The 20,114-nt window shown below is 73.5% G+C and carries 18 protein-coding genes; 9 read left to right on the top strand and 9 right to left on the bottom strand.

Features of this window, described 5'->3' with window-relative positions; genetic code table 11:
- Positions 1–21: 21 nt before the first annotated feature.
- The gene (metH, locus tag FHL79_RS06370; RefSeq protein WP_138757779.1) at positions 22–3,837 is read right to left on the bottom strand and encodes a methionine synthase; all 3,816 of its coding nucleotides are present in this window, start codon (positions 3,835–3,837) and stop codon (positions 22–24) included.
- 210 nt (positions 3,838–4,047) lie between these two features.
- On the opposite strand from metH, the gene FHL79_RS06365 reads away from it, so the two are divergent.
- Entirely contained in the window at positions 4,048–4,911 is an 864-nt protein-coding gene (locus FHL79_RS06365) for a PAC2 family protein (protein ID WP_138757778.1), read from the top strand.
- Between the two features lie 125 nt (positions 4,912–5,036).
- Here FHL79_RS06365 and FHL79_RS06360 read toward each other — a convergent pair whose 3' ends face one another.
- Together FHL79_RS06360 and mshC are read right to left on the bottom strand one after the other, a co-directional pair.
- Positions 5,037–6,089, bottom strand: coding sequence for an HD domain-containing protein (locus FHL79_RS06360; RefSeq protein WP_138757777.1), 1,053 nt, complete (start codon positions 6,087–6,089; stop codon positions 5,037–5,039).
- The gene (mshC, locus tag FHL79_RS06355) at positions 6,086–7,369 is read right to left on the bottom strand and encodes a cysteine--1-D-myo-inosityl 2-amino-2-deoxy-alpha-D-glucopyranoside ligase (protein WP_138757776.1); all 1,284 of its coding nucleotides are present in this window, start codon (positions 7,367–7,369) and stop codon (positions 6,086–6,088) included. Before mshC ends, FHL79_RS06360 begins: the two co-directional genes overlap by 4 nt.
- 110 nt (positions 7,370–7,479) lie before the next feature.
- Here mshC and FHL79_RS06350 point away from each other — a divergent pair, with 110 nt between their 5' ends.
- A complete protein-coding gene (locus FHL79_RS06350; RefSeq protein ID WP_138757775.1) occupies positions 7,480–8,196 on the top strand; it encodes a maleylpyruvate isomerase family mycothiol-dependent enzyme in 717 nt (238 codons plus the stop codon).
- Between the two features lie 48 nt (positions 8,197–8,244).
- Positions 8,245–9,693 carry an argininosuccinate synthase gene (gene argG, locus FHL79_RS06345; protein ID WP_138757774.1) on the top strand — a complete coding sequence of 483 codons (1,449 nt, stop codon included), beginning with the start codon at positions 8,245–8,247 and terminating at the stop codon, positions 9,691–9,693.
- A 62-nt stretch (positions 9,694–9,755) separates the two neighbouring features.
- Here argG and FHL79_RS06340 read toward each other — a convergent pair whose 3' ends face one another.
- The 5 genes from FHL79_RS06340 to FHL79_RS06320 all read right to left on the bottom strand — a co-directional run bounded on the left by FHL79_RS06340 (position 9,756) and on the right by FHL79_RS06320 (position 13,329).
- Complete coding sequence (locus FHL79_RS06340; RefSeq protein WP_171058055.1) at positions 9,756–10,142, bottom strand: VOC family protein; 387 nt, start codon at positions 10,140–10,142, stop codon at positions 9,756–9,758.
- Between the two features lie 188 nt (positions 10,143–10,330).
- Positions 10,331–11,164, bottom strand: a complete 834-nt coding sequence (locus tag FHL79_RS06335; RefSeq protein WP_138757773.1) for an SCO1664 family protein — start codon at positions 11,162–11,164, stop codon at positions 10,331–10,333.
- Positions 11,165–11,180: 16 nt separating this feature from the next.
- Positions 11,181–11,732 carry a DUF3090 family protein gene (locus FHL79_RS06330; protein ID WP_138757772.1) on the bottom strand — a complete coding sequence of 184 codons (552 nt, stop codon included), beginning with the start codon at positions 11,730–11,732 and terminating at the stop codon, positions 11,181–11,183.
- Positions 11,733–11,741: 9 nt separating this feature from the next.
- On the bottom strand, positions 11,742–12,443 hold the full coding sequence (locus FHL79_RS06325) for a histidine phosphatase family protein (RefSeq protein ID WP_138757771.1): 702 nt from the start codon (positions 12,441–12,443) through the stop codon (positions 11,742–11,744).
- Positions 12,444–12,468: 25 nt separating this feature from the next.
- Complete coding sequence (locus tag FHL79_RS06320; protein ID WP_246080434.1) at positions 12,469–13,329, bottom strand: undecaprenyl-diphosphate phosphatase; 861 nt, start codon at positions 13,327–13,329, stop codon at positions 12,469–12,471.
- A gap of 118 nt (positions 13,330–13,447) precedes the next feature.
- Between FHL79_RS06320 and FHL79_RS06315 the strand changes: the two genes are divergently transcribed.
- Genes FHL79_RS06315 through FHL79_RS06305 form a run of 3 tightly spaced genes read left to right on the top strand, consistent with a single transcriptional unit; the run spans position 13,448 to position 16,712 of the window.
- On the top strand, positions 13,448–14,428 hold the full coding sequence (locus tag FHL79_RS06315; protein WP_138757770.1) for an aldo/keto reductase: 981 nt from the start codon (positions 13,448–13,450) through the stop codon (positions 14,426–14,428).
- Positions 14,429–14,430: 2 nt separating this feature from the next.
- Positions 14,431–16,389 (top strand): AAA family ATPase, encoded by a 1,959-nt coding sequence (locus tag FHL79_RS06310; RefSeq protein WP_281283855.1) that lies wholly within the window; start codon positions 14,431–14,433, stop codon positions 16,387–16,389.
- A 56-nt stretch (positions 16,390–16,445) separates the two neighbouring features.
- On the top strand, positions 16,446–16,712 hold the full coding sequence (locus tag FHL79_RS06305; protein ID WP_218938350.1) for a GlsB/YeaQ/YmgE family stress response membrane protein: 267 nt from the start codon (positions 16,446–16,448) through the stop codon (positions 16,710–16,712).
- A gap of 45 nt (positions 16,713–16,757) precedes the next feature.
- Here the strand turns inward: FHL79_RS06305 and FHL79_RS06300 are convergent, their stop codons facing one another.
- Entirely contained in the window at positions 16,758–17,534 is a 777-nt protein-coding gene (locus tag FHL79_RS06300; protein ID WP_138757769.1) for a DUF2470 domain-containing protein, read from the bottom strand.
- Between the two features lie 68 nt (positions 17,535–17,602).
- Between FHL79_RS06300 and rpsD the strand changes: the two genes are divergently transcribed.
- The 3 genes from rpsD to FHL79_RS06285 all read left to right on the top strand — a co-directional run bounded on the left by rpsD (position 17,603) and on the right by FHL79_RS06285 (position 20,107).
- The gene (gene rpsD, locus FHL79_RS06295) at positions 17,603–18,208 is read left to right on the top strand and encodes a 30S ribosomal protein S4 (protein WP_014740598.1); all 606 of its coding nucleotides are present in this window, start codon (positions 17,603–17,605) and stop codon (positions 18,206–18,208) included.
- A 457-nt stretch (positions 18,209–18,665) separates the two neighbouring features.
- Positions 18,666–19,664 (top strand): YncE family protein, encoded by a 999-nt coding sequence (locus tag FHL79_RS06290; protein WP_138757768.1) that lies wholly within the window; start codon positions 18,666–18,668, stop codon positions 19,662–19,664.
- A gap of 29 nt (positions 19,665–19,693) precedes the next feature.
- Positions 19,694–20,107, top strand: a complete 414-nt coding sequence (locus tag FHL79_RS06285) for a VOC family protein (protein WP_138757767.1) — start codon at positions 19,694–19,696, stop codon at positions 20,105–20,107.
- Positions 20,108–20,114: the final 7 nt, after the last annotated feature.

Raw genomic sequence — 20,114 nt, 5'->3', positions numbered from 1 at the left:
GGTGAGGGGAAGCGGGGTGTTTCACTCGTCCTCGGTCCGGTAGCCCAGGTTCGGGGAGAGCCACTTCTCGGCCTCGTCGACGGTCCAGCCCTTGCGGCGGGCGTAGTCCTCGACCTGGTCCCGGCCGAGCCGGCCGAGCACGAAGTACCGCGACCGCGGGTGGGAGAAGTACAGCCCGCTCACCGAGGCGCCGGGCCACATCGCCATGCTCTCGGTCAGCTGGATGCCGGTCGCGGCCTCGACGTCGAGCAGCTCCCAGATCGTCTGCTTCTCGGTGTGCTCCGGGCACGCCGGGTAGCCGGGCGCGGGGCGGATCCCGGTGTAGGACTCGGCGAGCAGCCCGTCGGCGTCGAGGTGCTCGTCGGGGGCGTAGGCCCAGAACTCCTTGCGGACCCGCTCGTGCAGCCGCTCGGCGAAGGCCTCGGCGAGCCGGTCGGCCAGCGACTCCAGCAGGATCGCGTTGTAGTCGTCGTGGTCGGCCTTGAACCGGGCCACCTTCTCCGCCGAGCCGAGTCCGGCGGTGACCGCGAACGCCCCGACGTGGTCCCGCAGCCCGGTGGTCCTCGGCGCCACGAAGTCGGCCAGCGACATGCGGGCCGAGCCGTCGCGGCCCTCGGTCTGCTGGCGCAGCTGGTGCAGGGTGGCGCGCACAGCTGTGCGCGAGTCGTCGGCGTAGACCTCGATGTCCTCGCCGTCCACCTGGTTGGCCGGGAAGAGCCCGAACACGCCGCTGGCGCGCAGCCACCTCTCCTCGATCAGCTGGTCGAGCATCGCCTGCGCGTCCTCGTACAGCCGGCGGGCGGCCTCGCCGCTGGCCGGGTTGTGCAGGATGTCGGGGAACCGGCCCCGCATCTCCCAGGCGTGGAAGAAGGGCTGCCAGTCGATGTACCCGCGCAGCTCGTCCAGCGGGTAGTCGGTGAACGTCCGGACGAACTGGGTCGCCGTGCCGTGCAGGTGGTCGCAGTCCGGCCCGCTGCACACGTCGTGGGCCTGCTGGAGCAGCATCCGCGGCCGCGGCGGGGAGTAGTCGGCCCAGTCGATCGCCGGGGCCTGGGCGCGGGCGGTGGCCAGCGGCAGCAGCGTGCGGGTGTCGGAGCGGGCGGCGTGCCGCTCGCGCAGCGCGGCGTAGTCGGCCTCGGTCTCGGCGAGCAGCCGGGGGCGCTGCTCGTCCGACAGCAGCGAGGCGACGACCGGCACCGACCGCGAGGCGTCCTTCACCCAGATCACCGGGCCGTGGTACTTGTGCGCCACCTTCACCGCGGTGTGCGCCCTCGAGGTGGTGGCCCCGCCGATCAGCAACGGGACGTCGAAGCCCTGCCGCTCCATCTCCGCGGCGAGGTTGACCATCTCGTCCAGCGACGGCGTGATCAGCCCGGAGAGCCCGATGACGTCGGCGCCCTCGGCCTTGGCGGCGTCCAGGATCTTCTGCGCGGGCACCATCACGCCCAGGTCGACGACGTCGTAGTTGTTGCACTGCAGGACGACGCCGACGATGTTCTTGCCGATGTCGTGGACGTCGCCCTTGACGGTGGCCATGACGACCTTGCCGTTGCTGCGCTCGGCGTCGCCGGGCTGCTTCTCCGCCTCGATGTAGGGGATCAGGTGGGCGACGGCCTTCTTCATCACCCGGGCGGACTTGACCACCTGGGGCAGGAACATCTTCCCGGCGCCGAACAGGTCGCCGACGACGTTCATCCCGTCCATCAGCGGGCCCTCGATCACCTCGATCGGCCGGCCGCCGCGGGCGCTGATCTGCTGGCGCAGCTCCTCGGTGTCCTCGGTGACGTGCGCGTCGATGCCCTTGACCAGCGCGTGGGTGATCCGCTCCGCCACCGGCAGCGACCGCCACTCCTCGGTGGCGACCTCCTGCACCGACCCGTCGCCGGCGAAGTCCCCGGCGATCTCCAGCAGCCGCTCGGTCGAGTCCGGGCGGCGGTTGAGGACGACGTCCTCGATCCGCTCCCGCAGCAGCTCGGGCACCTCGTCGTAGACCTCGAGCGCGCCGGCGTTGACGATCGCCATGTCCAGGCCGGCGCGGATCGCGTGGTACAGGAAGACGGCGTGGATCGCCTCGCGGACCTTGTTGTTGCCGCGGAAGGAGAACGACACGTTCGAGATGCCGCCGGAGACCAGCGCGCCGGGCAGGTTCTGCTTGATCCACCGGGTCGCCTCGATGAAGGCCAGCCCGTAGTCGGCGTGCTCCTCGATGCCGGTGGCCACGGCGAAGACGTTCGGGTCGAAGATGATGTCCTCGGCCGGGAAGCCGACGTCCGTGGTCAGGATGTCGTAGGCCCGGCGGCAGATCTGCTGCCGCCGCTGGAGGGTGTCGGCCTGGCCGTCCTCGTCGAAGGCCATCACGACGACCGCGGCGCCGTACTTGCGGCACAGCCGGGCCTCGCGGACGAACTCCTCCTCGCCGTTCTTCATCGAGATGGAGTTGACGATCGCCTTACCCTGGACGTTCTTCAGGCCGGCCTCGATGACGTCGAACTTCGAGGAGTCGATCATCGCCGGCACCCGGGAGATGTCCGGCTCGGAGGCGATCAGCTTGGTGAAGCGGTCCATCGCCTCGACGCCGTCGATCATCCCCTCGTCCATGTTGATGTCGATGACCTGCGCGCCGGCCTCGACCTGCTGGCGGGCGACCGCCAGCGCAGCCGGGTAGTCGCCGGCCTTGATCAGGTTCCGGAAGCGGGCCGAGCCGGTGATGTTGGTGCGCTCACCGACGTTGACGAACAGCGAGTCCTCATCGATGGTGACCGGCTCCAGCCCGGACAGCCGCAGTGCCCGCCCGACCTCGACCGGAGTGCGGGGTGCCTTGTCCTGCACCGCCCGGGCGATGGCGGCGATGTGCTCCGGGGTGGTGCCGCAGCAGCCACCGACCAGGTTGACGAAACCTGCGGTGGCGAACTCCTCGAGGATCGCCGCGGTCTCCTCCGGCGCCTCGTCGTACTCGCCGAAGGCGTTGGGCAGCCCGGCGTTCGGGTAGCAGGACACGAACGTGTCGGCGACCCGGGCGACCTCGGCGATGTAGGGCCGCATCTCCTTGGCCCCCAGCGCGCAGTTCAGCCCCACCAGCAGCGGCTGGACGTGCCGCACCGAGTACCAGAACGCCTCGGTGACCTGGCCGGACAGCGTGCGGCCGGAGGCGTCGGTGATGGTCCCGGAGATCATCACCGGCCAGCGGCGGCCGCGCTGCTCGAACAGCGTCTCCAGCGCGAAGACGGCCGCCTTGGCGTTGAGGGTGTCGAAGATCGTCTCGACGAGCAGCACGTCGGAGCCGCCGTCGACCAGCCCGCCGGCCTGCTCCAGGTAGGCCTCGACCAGCTCGTCGTAGCTGACGTTGCGGGCGCCGGGGTCGTTCACGTCCGGGGAGATCGACGCCGTCCGGCTGGTCGGGCCGATCGCGCCGACGACGTAGCGGGGCCGGTCCGGCGTGCGCGCGGTCATCTCGTCGCAGGCGGCGCGGGCCAGTCGGGCCGAGGTGAGGTTCAGCTCGTAGGCCAGGTCGGACATCCCGTAGTCGCCCAGCGAGATGCTCGTGGCGTTGAAGGTGTTGGTCTCGATCAGGTCGGCACCGGCCTCGAGGTACTGCCGATGGATGCCGCTGATGATCTCCGGAGCGGTGATGCTCAGCAGGTCGTTGTTGCCCTGGACGTCGATGGGCCAGTCCGCGAAGCGCTTCCCCCGGTAGCCCGCCTCGTCCGGCCGGTCGCGCTGGATCGCCGTGCCCATCGCCCCGTCGAGCACCATGATGCGCTGGGCCAGCTGCGCGGTGAGCGCTGCGGTGGCGTCCGGTCGGAGCTCGGCGGGGACGGGCGGGGAGAACTCGGGCACGGGGCGGTCCTCGGGCGTCGGTGAGGCACGGTCACGGAGGCGTCCGGCGCCAGGGCCCTGGCAACTCCGACGGGCCTCGGCGCCTCGTCGTCCTCGAACAGCGCTCCCATCGTCCCACTTCCCGTCCACCGGCCCAACACAACCGGCCGCAGCGCGCTCTCCCCGGCGCAGCACAGCGGCCGGTCGGCCAGATCGACGTAGGCTCGCAGGGTGATCGATCCCAAGTCCGTCGCAGACGACCTGCCCGAGCTGGACGGCCCGGTGGTCGTGGTCGCATTCGAGGGGTGGAACGACGCCGGGGACGCCGCCACCGGCGCGGTGGAGCACCTGGAGCTCATCTGGGACGCCGACCTGCTCGCCGCGCTGGACCCCGAGGACTACTACGACTTCCAGGTCAACCGGCCCACCGTGTCGCTGGTCGACGGTGTCGCCCGCCGCCTCGAGTGGCCGACCACCCGGATCTCGGTGACCAAGCCGCCGGGCAGCGACCGGCACGTCGTCCTGATCCGCGGCATCGAGCCGAACATGCGCTGGCGCAGCTTCTGCGACGAGCTCATCGACCTGTGCCAGGACCTCGGCGTCACCACCGTCGTCGCCCTCGGCGCGCTGCTGGCCGACACGCCGCACACCCGGCCCACCCCGGTGAGCGGGTCGGCCTACGACGACGAGTCCGCGGCCCAGTGGGGCGTCGAGACCTCGCGCTACGAGGGGCCGACCGGCATCCTCGGCGTCTTCGCCGACGCCTGCGTGCAGGCCGGCCTGCCCGCGGTGAGCTTCTGGGCCGCCGTGCCGCACTACGTCTCGCAGCCGCCGTCCCCGCGGGCGACCGTGGCGCTGCTGACCCGGGTCGAGGAGGTGCTGGAGGTGGCCGTGCCGCTGGGCACGCTCCCGCAGCAGGCCGACGACTGGGTCAAGACCGTCGACGAGATGGCCGGGGAGGACGACGAGGTCGTCGAGTACGTGCGCTCCCTGGAGGAGCGGGCCACCCAGAGCGACCTGTCCCAGGCCAACGGCGACCAGATCGCCAAGGAGTTCGAGAGGTACCTCCGCCGCAGGGGCAGCTCTCCGAACTGACGGATCTCCGGACCGCCCACCTCGACGGCGCTCTGTCGTCCCGAGTGGGGGCCGGAGGCTCCCGCGCAGGGACGACGCAGCGGCTCCCCGCGGCCGGGTTCGGCACCTGGCCGCGGTGCGGCGCGTCAGCGTCGCGAAGTGAGCAGCGGGCGCATCCGCAGGGACGCCGTGTCGTCGAACAACCGGTCGTGGGTGGCCAGCGCGAACCGGTCGGTCATCCCGGTCACGTAGTCGACGACCTGGGTGACCGCGTCGGCCTCGGTGTCCCGGTAGCTGGCCGGGATCAGCTCGGGGTGCGCGAGGTGGTGGTCGACCAGCTTGCGGATGACGTCGATCGCCACGTTCTTCTGCCCGGCGGCGGTCTCGGACCCGTAGACCCGGGCGAACATGAACGCGCGCAGCTCGGCCATCGCCTCCAGCGCGTCCGGGGCCATGACGACGGCGCCGGTGCTGTTGGCCGCGGACAGGCTGCCCTCGACGACCGCGTCGATCATCGACCCGACCATCGCGCTGCCCGGCTCCCCGAAGACCGTGCGCGTGCGGGTGGGCAGGTCACCGACCCGCAGCACCCCGGCCCGCACCGCGTCGAGCGCGTCGTGGGAGAGGTAGCCGATCCGGTCGGCGTAGCGCACGCACTCACCCTCCCGGGTGGACGGCGGCGGGGCGATCTTCCAGCTGTGCGCCCGCACCCCGTCGCGGACCTCCCAGGTGAGGTTGAGGTCCTCCAGCACCTCGACGATCCGCACGCCCTGGGCGGCGTGGTGCCAGCCGCCGGCGACGTAGGGGTCCAGCGCCTCCTCGCCGATGTGACCGAACGGCGAGTGGCCGACGTCGTGGGCCAGCGCGATCGCCTCGGCCAGCGTCTCGTTCAGCGACAGCGCGGTGGCCAGCGACCGGGCCACCTGGGTGACCTGCAGGGTGTGGGTGAGCCGGGTGACGAAGTGGTCGCCGTCGGGGTGCAGGAAGACCTGGGTCTTGTGCTTGAGCCGGCGGAAGGCCTTGGCGTGCAGGATCCGGTCGCGGTCCCGTTCGAACGCCGTCCGCAGCTCGTCCTCCGGCTCCGGCCGTGCCCGGCCCCGGGTCTGCGCCGAGCGGGTGGCGGCCCGGGCGAGCTGCTCCTCCGCGCGCTCCCTGGCCGCGCGGTCGGCCAGCCGGAACGCGGGCCCTCCCTCGGTCACGGCGCCAGCGCGATGCCGAGCAACGCGTCCACGAGGTCGCGGACCACCGCCGGGGACTGCTCGTCCCAGTCGTCGGTCGCCTGGGCCACGGGTACCCCGCTGCCCGACCGCGCCTCGGCCAGGCTGGCGGCCGCCCAGGCGTCGACGGCGGCGATCGCGCCCGGGGTGTCCAGGTCGTCGGCCAGCCGTTCGCGCACCGCGGCCAGCACCGGGCCGGCGGGGGCGCCGAGGGGCAGGGACACCGCGCGGCGCCAGGTGTCCAGCCGCTGCAGCGCCGCCTCGAGCAGGTCCGGCGTCCAGGCCCGGTCGGTGCGGTAGTGCCCGGACAGCAGCGCCAGCCGGATGGCCATCGGGTCGACGCCCTCACCGCGCAGCCGGGAGACGAAGACCAGGTTGCCCCGGCTCTTGCTCATCTTCTCCCCGTCCAGCCCGATCATCGCGGCGTGCACGTAGGCCTGGGCGAAGGGCTTGGTGGCGGTCAGCGCCTCCGCGTGGACGGCGGAGTACTCGTGGTGCGGGAAGACCAGGTCGCTGCCCCCACCCTGGACGTCGAAGCCGGTCCCGATCGTGTCCAGCGCGATGGAGGCGCACTCGACGTGCCAGCCCGGCCGGCCGGCGACCCCGCGCGGGCCGGGCCAGTTCGGCTCGCCCTCCCGGGCACCGCGCCACAGCAGCGGGTCGAGCCGGTTGCGCTTGCCCGGCCGGTCGGGGTCGCCGCCCCGCTCGGCGGACAGCCGCAGCATCGTCGCCTCGTCGTAGCCGGACTCGGTGCCGAACCCGGGTGCCTGCGAGACGTCGTGGTAGACGTCGCCGGTGCCGTCGTCGAGGGAGTAGGCGAGGCCCGCGTCCCAGAGCGCCTCGACGTGCGCGACGATCCGCGGGATCGCCTCGACCGCGCCGACGTAGTCCTCCGGCGGGAGCACCCGCAGCGCGGTCATGTCCTCCCGGAACAGCGCCGTCTCGCGCATGCCGAGCACGATCCAGTCCTCGCCGTCGCGGTCGGCACGCTCGAAGAGCGGGTCGTCGACGTCGGTGACGTTCTGCACGTAGTGCACGGCGTGCCGGGCGTCCCGCCACACCCGGTTGACCAGGTCGAAGGCCAGGTAGGTGGCGGCGTGGCCGAGGTGGGTGGCGTCGTAGGGCGTGATGCCGCAGACGTACATCCGGGCCGTGCGGCCGGGGGTGGTCTCGACCACCTCACCGCGCGAGGTGTCGAACAACCGGAGGGCAGGGCCGGCACCCGGCAGGGTCGGGAGCAGCGGGGCAGGCCAGGAGAGCACGTCAGGAGCCTAGTTCCGGACGCCGACGGCCGGCACGGGCACCCGATCCCGTCGTACCCCTCCCCTAGCGTCCTGCCCGAGCGACCGGCCGGTCGAGGGGGAGGACGCCCGTGGCACCCGAGGAGCACCTGCAGGTCCTGCGCGAGGAGAACGCCCGGTTCGCCGTGGCGGCCACCGCCGCGCACACCCGGCACGGCTGGCGGGCCCGCGTCCCGGGCTGCCCGGACTGGGACCTCGCCGACCTGGTCTGGCACCTGGCCCAGGTGCAGCACTTCTGGGGCTGGCTGGTCCGCACCCGGGCCACCTCCCCCGCCCGGTACCCCGAGCCGGTCCGACCGGCCGACGACGAGCTGCCCGCGTTCCTGGCCGACCAGGCCCGCGTGCTGGAGGACGCGCTGACCCGGGCGGCGCCCGGCGACCCGGTGTGGACCTGGGCACCCCAGCAGGACGTCGCGTTCGTGCTGCGCCGGCAGGCCCAGGAGGCCACGGTGCACCGGGTCGACGCCGAGCAGGTGCTCGGGGAGGTCACGCCGATCACTCCCGGCGTCGGGCTGGACGGGCTCGACGAGTGGCTGGAGGTCATGGTCCCGGGCACCTTGCCCGACGGCCCCCCGGCCGGTGCCCAGCCGCTGGTCTTCCACGCCGTCGACGCCGACGCCGAGCGCCGTCTCTTCGCCGACTCGGGCGACCTGCCGGTGGCCACCCTCACCGGGCCGGCGGGCGACCTGCTGCTCGCCGCCTGGCGGCGCGTCCCGCTGACCACCGTGACCGTCGACGGGGACGCCGACCGGGCGGCCGAGTTGCTGGCCACCGTCTCCCTGGCCTGACCGACCCCGGCTTTGCATGGTCATGCAGGGTCATGCATACTTCTTGTCGTGTCCAAGGTCCTCACGTCCCTGCCCGTCGGCGAACGCGTCGGGATCGCCTTCTCCGGTGGTCTCGACACCTCGGTGGCGGTGGCCTGGATGCGCGACCGCGGCGCGGTGCCCTGCACCTACACCGCCGACATCGGCCAGGCCGACGAGCCCGACATCGACTCGGTGCCCGGCCGGGCCACGGCCTACGGGGCCGAGATCGCCCGGCTGGTCGACTGCCGGGCCGCCCTCGTCGAGGAGGGGCTGGCCGCCCTGACCTGCGGGGCGTTCCACATCCGCTCCGGCGGTCGCAGCTACTTCAACACCACCCCGCTGGGCCGCGCGGTCACCGGCACCCTGCTGGTGCGCGCCATGCTCGAGGACGGCGTGCAGATCTGGGGCGACGGCTCGACCTACAAGGGCAACGACATCGAGCGGTTCTACCGCTACGGCCTGCTGGCCAACCCGGCGCTGCGGATCTACAAGCCGTGGCTGGACGCCGACTTCGTCACCGAGCTGGGCGGCCGCACCGAGATGTCCCAGTGGCTGGTCGCCCACGGCCTGCCCTACCGGGACAGCGCGGAGAAGGCGTACTCGACCGACGCCAACATCTGGGGTGCCACGCACGAGGCGAAGGCGCTGGAGCACCTGGACGCCAGCGTGGAGATGGTGCAGCCGATCATGGGCGTCCGGTTCTGGGACCCCGAGGTCGAGATCCTGGCCGAGGACGTCACGGTCGGCTTCGAGTACGGGCGGCCGGTCACCCTCAACGGCAAGGAGTTCGACTCCGCCGTCGACCTGGTGCTCGAGGCCAACGCCATCGGCGGGCGGCACGGGCTGGGCATGTCCGACCAGATCGAGAACCGGATCATCGAGGCCAAGAGCCGCGGCATCTACGAGGCACCGGGCATGGCGCTGCTGCACGCCGCCTACGAGCGGCTGGTCAACGCCATCCACAACGAGGACACCCTGGCCAGCTACCACACCGAGGGCCGGCGGCTGGGCCGGCTGATGTACGAGGGCCGCTGGCTGGACCCGCAGGCGATGATGCTGCGCGAGTCGCTGCAGCGCTGGGTCGGCATGGCGGTGACCGGCGAGGTGACGCTGCGGCTGCGGCGCGGCGAGGACTACTCGGTCCTGGACACCAGCGGTCCGGCGTTCAGCTACCACCCGGACAAGCTGTCGATGGAGCGGACCCTGGACTCCGCCTTCGGGCCGCTGGACCGGATCGGCCAGCTGACCATGCGCAACCTGGACATCGCCGACTCCCGCGCCAAGCTGGAGCAGTACGCCCGGATGGGCATGGTCGGCGGCTCCACGCCGACGTCGATCGGCGCGGCGCAGGCCGCGTCCACCGGGCTCATCGACGCCACCCAGGAGGGCGGCGCCGAGGCGATCGCCTCCCGCGGTGGCATCTCCGCCCACGACGAGCTGCTCGACCGGGCCGCCATGGAGTCCGGCACCGACTGACGAAGGACCCTCCTGCCCCCCCACGCCTCGCAGGCTCGGCGCGGGCCCCTGCAGGAGGGCCGTCAGGGCCACGTGGTGGCGTGGCGGTCGAACTCGTCGCCGGTCTGCACGCCGACGACGCAGAACACCAGCCCGGCCGGGTCGGTCATCTGCCAGAACCGGCCCATGTCGGCCAGCCGGCGCGCGCCCAGCCCCTCCAACCGGGCCACCTCCGCCTCGACGTCGTCGGTCTCGATGTCGACGTGCCACCGCGGTGGGGTGCCGGCACCGGTGCGCTGCACCTCCAGGTGGAACCCGTCGGCGAAGGTGCCCAGCGAGCTCCAGTCCTCGTCCGAGGCGTCGGCCGCCACGGGGTGACCGGTGGCTGCGGACCAGAACCCGCGGCCGGCGTCATGGTGCTCCGGGGGCAGGTCGAGCAGCAGGATGGCCAGCCGGCTGCGGTGCGTCACGGCGCCACCCTGTCAGCAGACGTCGGCCGCCAGCAACGCCCGGTTCCGCATCGCACCCCTGTGCTCGGGGCAGCCCGCCACGTGTGCGCCGAACCGCCGTCCTGGCTCACCGCGCGTGCTCCTGGCTCGCGGCACACCGTGAGCCAGGAGCACGGATGATCAGCCGGCCTGATCCCGGGGCAACCGCCTCAGAAGGGCGGCCAGGGCAGCGCGGGCCAGTCGCCGCTGGGCTGCGGGTGCAGCTGGGTGCGCAGCAGGTCGGCGACGCGCTGCTGGGTGCGCCGCACCTCCCGGCGGGTGAGGTGCTCGTGCAGCTGCTCCCCCAGCTCGCCCCGCAGGTCCTCGGCCAGCCGCTCGAGCACGGCCAGGTGCTCCAGCAGCAGCGGGCGGCCCGCCCAGCGCCACAGCAGGGTGCGCAGCTTCGGGTCGACGGAGAAGCAGATCCCGTGGTCGACGCCGTACACGTGGCCGTCGGTCATCGGGATGATGTGGCCGCCCTTGCGGTCGGCGTTGTTGACCACCGCGTCGAACACGGCCATCTGGCGCAGCCCCGGGTCGTCGCGGCGGACGAACTCGGCCAGGTCCACGTCCGGGTCGGCGTCCATCCACAGCTGCACCATGCCGCGCCCGAACGGCCCATCGCGGAGCACCGTCGGCGGCACGACCGCCCAGCCGGTCGCCTCCGACACCAGGTGGGCGCTGATCTCCCGGCCGGCCAGCGTGCCGTCGGGGAAGTCCCACAGCGGCCGCTCCCCCGCCACCGGCTTGTAGACGCAGGTCGCGGCCAGCGTCTCGGTGCGGATGGCGCCGACCAGCGTCACGTTGCTGGCGTCGAGCAGCCGGCCCTCCATGTCCAGCTCGCCCTCGCGCAGCAGCGTGTCGATCTCCGCCCGGCCCGCCGGGGCACGACGGTCACCGTGGTCGAGGGCGGTCACGTCCAGCTCGCGGACGTCGTCGTCCTCGTACAGGTCGTCGTCGAGGAGTTCGTCGTCGGGCTGCGGTCCGGGCTCGGAGGCGCTCATGGTCTGCCCCGCCGGCTCAGCGGCGGTAGCCGTTCTGCCGCGGGCAGACGTGACCGGCAGGGTCGAGCGGCATGGAGCACAGCGGGCAGGCGGGCCGGCCGGCGGCGATCACCCGGCGGGCGCGGGCCACGAACGCCCGGGCCGCGACGGGGGTGATGGTCACCCGCAGCGCATCCGGGCCCTCGTCGCTGTCGGAGAGGATCGCGTCCTCCTCGATGGGCTCCTCACCGGCGGCGACGGCCTCGACGACGACGGCGTCGGCCTCGCCGTCCCAGGCCAGGCCCATCGCGGCGACCCGGAACTCCTCGTCGACCGGCGCGGTCAGCGGCTCGAGGTCGTCGACGTCGGTCTCGGGCGGGACGACGACGGAGGCGCGGTTGGCGACCTCGTCGAGCAGCTCGCTCATCCGGTCGGCGAGCACCTGCACCTGGGACTTCTCCAGCGCCACGCTGATCGTGCGGCCGGCCTCGTCGGAGGCCTGCAGGTAGAAGGTGCGGTCGCCGGGCTGGCCCACCGTGCCGGCGACGAAGCGGCTGGGACGGTCGAAGAGGAAGACCTGACGTGGCACGAGATCAGGTTACGCGGCGCCGGTGCCCGCGCCGCCGCCGACGACGGCGTCGGAGGTCGGTTTGCGGCGTCCGCGCTTCTTCTTCGGCGGGATGAGCGCGGCGACGTCCCCGCCGGTGTCGTTCACCCGGACCACGAACGGCCGGGTGTCGGTGTAGCTGACGACCGAGATCGACGCCGGGTCGACGACGATCCGCTGGAAGGAGTCCAGGTGCATCCCGAAGGCGTCGGCGAGCACGGCCTTGATCACGTCACCGTGGCTGCAGGCCAGCCAGACGGCGTCCGGGCCCAGCTGCGCGTTCCACTGCCGGACGGCGGCGACCGCGCGGGCCTGGGTCTGCGCCAGCCCCTCCCCCTCGGGTCCGGGGAAGACCGCCGCGGAGGGGTGCTGCTGCACGACCTTCCACAGCGGCTCCTTGGCCAGCTCCTTGATCGGCCGGCCGGTCCAGTCGCCGTACCTCGCCTCGCCGAGCCGGTCGTCGGTCTGCAGCTCCAGGTCGCGGTCGGCGACCACGGCGCCGGCGGTCTGCTGGCAGCGCTCCAGCGGGCTGCTGACCACGGCGGCCAGCGGCACGCCGGCCAGCCGCTGGGCCACCGCCTGCACCTGCGCCTGCCCGGCGTCGTCCAGCTGGACCCCTGGGGTCCAGCCGGCGAGCACGCCGGCGGTGTTGGCCGTCGTCCGGCCGTGCCTGAGCAGGATGACGGTGGTCACGCGGGCGAGCGTATGCGGCCGCTGATCAGGTGGGGTCGAGCACGCCGGCCCCGACCAGTGCGAGCAGCGCCAGGCCGAGCACCACCCGGTAGACGACGAACGGCGTGAAGCTGCCCCGGGTGAGGTAGCGCAGCAGCCAGGAGATGACCACCAGGCCGACGGCGAAGGCGATGACGGTGGCCAGGATCGTCGGTCCCCACTCCACCCCGCCGTCCAGCGACTCGTAGGTCTGGAAGAAGCCGGACCCGAGCACCGCGGGGATGGCGAGCAGGAAGGAGTAGTCGGCGGCGGCCGACCGCGAGTAGCCGAGGAACCGGCCGGCGGTGATCGTGCCGCCGGACCGGGAGACGCCGGGGATCAGCGCCATCGCCTGCGCGAGGCCGAACACCAGGCCGTGCTTGACCGTCAGGTCCGGCAGCTCGCGGCGGGTGCCACCGACCCGGTCGGCCCAGAACAGGACGAGGGAGAACACCACCAGCGCGATGGCGATGATCCGCAGGTCGCGGAAGGTCGACTCGATCTGGTCCTGGAACAGCAGCCCGAGGACGACGATCGGGACGCTGCCGATGATGATCAGCCAGCCCATCCGGGCGTCCGGGTCGCTGCGCAGCGCCGGGTCCCGCAGCGCCCGCAGCCAGGTGCCGATGATCCGGCCGATCTTCTTGCGGTAGTAGAGGAGGACGGCGCACTCGGTGCCGATCTGGGTGATCGCGGTGAACGCCGCGCCCGGGTCCTCCCAGCCGAAGGCCGACCCGACGATCCGCAGGTGGGCGCTGGAGGAGATCGGCAGGAACTCGGTGAGGCCCTGGACCAGGCCGAGGACGACGGCTTCGAACCACCCCACGGTCAGGCCACCGGCCGCATCGTCGGCGGGGAATCGGGGCACGAGGGGGTCGGCTGCACGGCAGGCACCCTAGAGCTGCGACCTGGGCGCGGCCCGGCGACGCCCGGGAGCACCCTGCGTTGCCGTGGTCACGATCGGTGCGACGGTAGGTTGGGCAGTCGTGGAACAGCGGGCGCTCGGGCGCAGCGGCCTGGTCGTCTCGCGGCTCGGCCTGGGCACCATGACCTGGGGCCGGGACACCGACGAGGACGAGGCCGCTCTGCAGCTCACCGCCTTCGTCGACGCCGGCGGCACGCTGGTGGACACCGCGGACGTCTACGCCGACGGGGAGAGCGAGCGGACCCTCGGGCGGCTGCTGGCCGACGTCGTCCCCCGCGACCACGTGCTGGTCGCCACCAAGGCGGTCGGCCGGACGGCACCGGGACCGATGGGCCGCGGCGCCTCCCGGGGCCACCTGCTGGCCGCGCTGGACGCCTCGCTGGAGCGGCTCGGGCTGGACCACGTGGACCTGTGGCAGCTGCACGCCTGGGACGACGCCACCCCGCTGGAGGAGACGCTGGCCGCCTGCGACCAGGCCGTGAGCTCCGGTCGCGCCCGGTACGTGGGGATCAGCAACTTCTCCGGCTGGCAGACCGCCCACGCCGCCACCTGGCAGCGGGCCTGGCCTGGCCGCACCCCGATCGTCAGCACCCAGGTCGAGTACTCGCTGCTGCAGCGGGGCGTCGAGCGGGAGGTGGTGCCGGCCGCCGAGGCCCTGGGCCTGGGGCTGCTGCCGTGGTCGCCGCTCGGCCGCGGCCTGCTCACCGGCAAGTACCGGCACAGCACCCCCGCCGACTCCCGGGGCGCCTCGCCACAGTGGCAGGGGTTCATCGACCAGCTGCGCTCGGCCACCGCCGACCGGGTGGTGGAGGCCGTGATCACCGCCGCCGACGGCCTGGGGACGACGCCGCTGGGGGTGGCGCTGGCCTGGCTGCACGCCCGCCCCGGCGTCGTCGCGCCGATCGTCGGTGCCCGCACCGCCCAGCAGCTGCAGGCCGCGCTGGACGCCGACGGCGTGCGGCTGCCACCGGCGATCGTCACCGCCCTGGACGACGTCTCCTCCCCGCCCTCCTCCTATCCCGAACGCCGTCCGGAGCAGTGACCGTGAGCACGCCAGTGACCAGCCCCACCCCCGACCTCGTCTTTGCCGCCTTCTGCACCGCCGGTCTCTGGCCGGGGCTCGGCAAGCGGACGGCGGCCGACCTGCCCGCCGCCGGGATCACCACCCCCGACGACGTCTCCGCCGACCGGCTGCAGAAGCTGCCACGGGTGGGCCGGCAGCGCGCCGAGCGGTTGTTCAGCTCCTTCCTGGCCGCGCAGCCGACCTACGACGTCGTCGAGCTGCTGGTGGCCGCGGGGCTGAACGCCCGGCTGGCCGCCAACTCGGCCGACGCGCTCGGCCCGGACGCCGCCCGCCGGCTGCGCGACGACCCGTGGGCGCTGCTGGGGCTGACCGGGGTGACGCTGGCCGACGCCGACCGGCTGGCGGTCAACGTGCTCCCCGGCGCCGACCGGCAGGACACCCGCCGGGGCCGGGCCGTCGTCGGGCTGACCCTGCGCACGGCCACCCGGGACGGGCACACCGTGCTGCCGGTGGACCTGGTGGTGGCGGCGCTGCGCGCAGAGGGCATCGCCGACCCGGCGGCGGCGATCGTGGCCGCCGTCGAGGGCGGTGACGTGCTGGACCACGAGCCGCCGTTCGTCGAGCCCGACGAGGACGACCCCGACGCCGAGCTCCCGGAGCCTGACCCGGCGCTGCGCACGCTGTCGCTGGCCCGGTACGGGATGGCCGAGGAGGCCGTCGCGGAGAACGTGCACCGGTTGGTGGCCACCAGCGGGCGGATCGCCGACCCGGCCTCGGTGCGGTCGGTCGCCAAGGGCCTGGACCCGGCCCAGCAGGCCGCCGTCGCCGGGGTGCTGGGCGCCGGGGTCTCGCTGCTCACCGGCGGGCCGGGCACCGGGAAGAGCCGCACCGTCGCCTCGCTGGTCCAGCTGCTGCACGCCAAGGGCACCGAGGTGGCGCTGGCCGCGCCCACCGGCCGGGCGGCGAAGCGGCTCGAGGAGCTCACCGACCACCCCGCGGTGACGGTGCACCGGCTGCTCGGCGCGCAGGGCACCACCGGCGGGTTCTCCCGCAACGAGGAGTGGCCGCTGGACGCCGACGTCGTCGTGGTCGACGAGGCCTCGATGCTCGACGTCGAGCTGACCGCCGCGCTGCTGGAGGCGTGCAAGGACGGCACGCACCTGCTGCTGGTCGGCGACCCGGCGCAGCTGCCCTCCATCGGCCCGGGGCACGTGCTCGGCGACCTGATCGACTCCGGGGCCGTGCCGGTCACCGAGCTGACCACGCTGCACCGGCAGGCCGCCGGTGGCGCGATCGCCCGGCTGGCCACCGGCGTCCGGGGCGGGGAGCTGGTGCAGGTCGAGTCCCCCGACCGGGAGGTGGTCATCGTGCCGGCCACCGGCAGCGCGGAGGCGGCGAAGCGGGTGGTCCAGCTGGTGACCGACTCGATCCCGCGGGCGCTGGGCATCGACCCGGCCACCGTGCAGGTGGTGACGCCGGTGCACCGCGGGCCGGCCGGCACCATCGAGCTGAACAAGGCGCTCAAGGAGAAGCTGAACCCGGGCACCGGCACGGTGTTCGGCTTCGACGTCGGTGACCGGGTGGTGGCCACCGCCAACCACCTGGACATCGAGCCGATCGGCTTCGCCAACGGCGAGGTCGGCGTGGTCACCGGCACCGGCGAGGGCTCGCTGAACATCGACTTCAGCTCCGGGCCGGTCACGGTGACCGGCTCCGCGTTGTCGGACCTGCGGCACGGTTGGGCGATCACGGTGCACCGCGCGCAGGGCTCGGAGTGGCCTGGCGTGGTGGTCGTGCTGCCCCCGGAGGCGGGCGGGATGCTGTCCCGGCCGCTGGTCTACACCGCGCTGACCCGCGCGCAGCGGCACCTGTCGATCGTGCACGCCAGCGGCGCGGCGCTGGCCCGGGCGGTGCGGGAGGTGGACGTCCGGCCCCGGCGCACCCGGCTGGCCGGGCTGCTCACCGAGCTGGCCGACTGACCCCGTCGTGTCGCGCGTCGCGTTTGGCCGGTTGATCTTGAGGGAACCGTCGTCCCATGGGCATCATCGGTTTCCTCGTGTTCGGGCTGATCGTCGGCGCGCTCGCGCGCCTCATCAAGCCCGGTAGGCAGAACCTCAGCATCGTCATGACGCTCGTGCTGGGCGTCGTCGGCTCGCTGATCGGCGGTTTCGTCGCCAAGTTCCTCGGCACCGGGGACTACTTCGAGCTGAACGTCCTGGGCGCGATCGTGGCGATCGTCGCCGCGGTGCTGCTCATCGGCGTCGCCGAGGGCGTCAGCGGTGGCCGGCGCTCGGTGCGCTGACCACCCTCCCCTCTGGCCCACCTGCCCGGGGCACTGACCGCGTGGTCAGCGCCCTGGGCAGGCGCGTCTCGCGGCGCACATCAGCCCATGCACCGCGGCGCCCAACTGGTCGGGGTCGCTGACCGGCTCGGCGAACGGCACCCGGACGTCGGAATGCCCGCGGCGCTGCTCGATGCGCAGCCGGAAGCCGTACCGGTCCAGCCCCAGTGGGCGCACGACGTCGTCCGCCGCTCCGCTGCGGGGCACGCAGGTCCGCAGCAGGGCCAGCTCCTCCGGGTGGGCGACGTCCAGGTGCTGCAGCGCGGCGGCTTCCAGCCCGACCAGCGGGTCCGGTGCGGCGGCGAGGTACTCCTCCGGCTGCACCTCGGTGACCGTGCCGCACTCCCCCAGCACCACCTCGGCCAGGTCGAGCGACAGCAGGGTCGCCCCCCGGCCGACGTCCAGCAGTGCACCCACCGGGGCGACCTCGGCGAAGGCCACCGCCGCTGCCCGCGCGTTGGGTTCGGGCACCGGCGTGAGCCAGCCGGAGAGCCAGACCTGCGCCCGCACCGGGTCGCGGAGCGGCACCGGCGCGTGGTCGGTGACCAGCAGCAGCGCGGCGAGGTCACCGTCGGCGCTGTGCGCCACGGCGGTGCACACCTCCCCGTCGGTGGGCACCACGAGCAGGACCTGACCGTCCGCTGTCGTGGCGTGGCCGAGCACCCGGCTGCCGTCGATGCCGGCGGCGCAGACCGCCGCGGCGGGGCGCGCGGCGACGGTGCGGGCGCGCTCGGCGACCGTGGGCCGCAGGGCCTCGGCGGCGGGGCGGGGCGTTCGTGTCATGCAGCACTCCGGGTTCGGGACGTCGCGTCATCGGGGTAAGGTGAGCCTAACCGAACTCGGAGGCTCGTGTGAACAACTCCCGCCCCAAGGTCCGGCGCAGTCGCGCGCTGGGCATCCCGCTCACCCCCAAGGACGTCCGCTACTTCGAACGGCGCCCGTACCCGCCCGGTGAGCACGGGCGCAAGCGCAAGAACACCAGCGACTACAAGACCCGGCTGCTGGAGAAGCAGCGGCTGCGCGCGCAGTACGACATCAGCGAGACGCAGCTGCGCTCGGCGTTCGACCGGGCCCGGCGCAGTGGCGGCAAGACCGGCGAGGAGCTGATCACCCACCAGCTGGAGTCGCGGTTGGACGCCACGGTGCTGCGCGCCGGGTTCGCCCGGACCATCTACCAGGCCCGGCAGACCGTCAGCCACCAGCACGTGACGGTGAACGGCAAGCGGGTCGACCGGCCCAGCTACCAGGTGCAGCCCTACGACGTGGTGGAGATCGCCGAGCGCAGCAGGGCCAAGGCCCCGTTCCAGGTGGCCGCCTCCGGCGCGCACGCCACGGCGCCGGCCTACCTGGAGGTCTCCCTGGCCCAGCTGCGCTGCGTGGTGGCCCGCCGGCCGCGGCGCGACGAGGTGCCGGTGGTGTGCGAGGAGCAGCTGGTCGTGGAGTACTACTCCCGCTGACGGGCGGCCGGCACCCTGCGCTCAGGGCGCCGGCGGGCCACTGTTCCGCCTGAGGGTCGGAGCGTCCACTCCCCCGCTGCCGAGGTCTGCCGAGCTCTGCGGCGCTCGGCCACCCGCGAGCCGCAGCGCCCCCCGCCCGGTCGACGCGTCGTCCCGTGTGGCGGTGTCCTGCCGTCAGCCGGCGGAGCTGACGCCGGTCGGGACACCGCTGTCGTCGCTGCTGGTCGTGCTCTCCTCTAGGAGGATCGGGCGCGTTGTTGGGGATAACGGTTGTATCGGTGACGCAGCCGTCGTGCCAGGCGCGTACGGGTCGTCGACGACGCCCCCGTGAGCACGGAGACGATCGTGGCGCCGCTCGACGTCCACGCAGGTCAGGCTCCTGCGAGCGGGACATCCCCGCGAACGCATCCGGACAGCGGGTCGCCCACGAAGACCTGTCGTGGCCGATCATCGCGGCATGCCCGGTGCTCGGTTCGCCGCCGGCCTGCTGCCCCTGACCCTGGCGCTGGCCGGTTGCTCGTCGTCCGGTCCGGCGGCCGCGCCGTCGCCGCTGGAGGCGGCCGAACCCGCCGACTCCCCCGCGCTCACCGTCGACCCGGCCGGGACGGTCGTCCCGCTGGACCCCGCCGCCGAGGGCATGGTCTTCGACCCGGTCACCGGGCTGCTCGCCGTCGCCGTCCGCGATCCCGACCGGCTGGTGCTCACCGACCGCGACGGGACGGCCGTCCGTGAGGTCCCGCTGCCCGGGCACGCGCGGCACGTGCAGCTGGCCGCGCCCGGTGGGCCGGTGCTGGTGCCGGCCGAGGACGCGAACGCCCTGGTCGAGGTTGCCCTGCCCAGCGGGGAGACCACGGTGACCCCGGTGGGCAGCTACCCGCACGACGCCGCCCGGGGAGCCGGTGGGCAGGTGCTGGTGGGCGACGAGAAGGGCGGCACGCTCAGCGTCGTCGACGGGGGCCGGGTGACGAAGACGCTCACCAGCCAGCAGCAGCCCGGTGGCGTCGCGGTGGTCGGCGACACCGCGGGCGTGGTCGACGTCGGGTCGTCCACCCTGACCAGCTACGACGTCCTGGCCGGGGAACTGCTGGACGTCGTGGACGCCGGGGAGGGCCCCACCCACCTGGTCACCGACACCCGCGGCCGGTTCCTCGTCGCCGACACCCGGGGCGACGCCGTCCTCACCTTCACCGCCGACCCGCTGGAGCAGGTCGGCGACCTCCCGCTTGGGGGGACGCCCTACGGCCTGGCCCACGACGGCACCAGCCAGGTGCTGTGGGTGACGCTCACCGCCAGCAACGAGGTGGTGGGGCTGTCGACGTCGGGGTCCGAGCTCACCGAGGTGGCCCGGTTCCCGACCGTCCGGCAGCCGAACACGGTCGCCGTCGACCCCGGCTCCGGTCGGGTCTACGTCGGCAGCCGGGCGACCGGCGAGCTGCAGCTCATCGACCCCCGATGAGCTCGGCGCTCTGGCACGGTCTCCCTGACATGGACTCCCCTCCCCCACCCGGCGCCCTCATCGAGGGGCTGGCCGTCGTCACCCTGTTCACCGAGGACCTGCCTGCGACCCGAGCGTTCTACGCCGAGGTGCTGGGCCTGCCGCTGGACTTCGAAGACGCCCACTCCGCGGTCTTCCGTACCGGCAGCACGCTGGTCAACCTGCTGCAGGTCGAGCAGGCCCACGAGCTGGTGACGCCGGCGCCCGTCGGCGGTCCGGGCCGGGGTGCCCGGGCGCTGCTCACCACCCGCGTCGCCGACGTCGACGCCACCGCCGCCGAGCTCACCCGTCGTGGCGTCGTCCTGCTGAACGGTCCGGTGGACCGGCCCTGGGGGCCACGCACCGCGGCATTCGCCGACCCGGCCGGCAACGTGTGGGAGATCGCCGGGCCGGCTGCGGGCTGAACCGGCT

This window comes from Modestobacter altitudinis (assembly GCF_005930475.1).
GTDB lineage: Bacteria > Actinomycetota > Actinomycetes > Mycobacteriales > Geodermatophilaceae > Modestobacter > Modestobacter altitudinis.
Note: the sequence above shows the minus strand (reverse complement) of the source record. Positions and strands in the feature narration are given on the sequence as shown.

Excerpts from the sequence above, each read along its gene's own strand:
- FHL79_RS06335 (WP_138757773.1), bottom strand. The coding sequence starts at position 11,164 with ATGAGCGCCTCCGAGCCCGGACCGCAGCCCGACGACGAACTCCTCGAC.
- FHL79_RS06305 (WP_218938350.1), top strand. The coding sequence starts at position 16,446 with ATGGGCATCATCGGTTTCCTCGTGTTCGGGCTGATCGTCGGCGCGCTC.
- FHL79_RS06300 (WP_138757769.1), bottom strand. The coding sequence starts at position 17,534 with ATGACACGAACGCCCCGCCCCGCCGCCGAGGCCCTGCGGCCCACGGTC.
- FHL79_RS06290 (WP_138757768.1), top strand. The coding sequence starts at position 18,666 with ATGCCCGGTGCTCGGTTCGCCGCCGGCCTGCTGCCCCTGACCCTGGCG.
- FHL79_RS06285 (WP_138757767.1), top strand. The coding sequence starts at position 19,694 with ATGGACTCCCCTCCCCCACCCGGCGCCCTCATCGAGGGGCTGGCCGTC.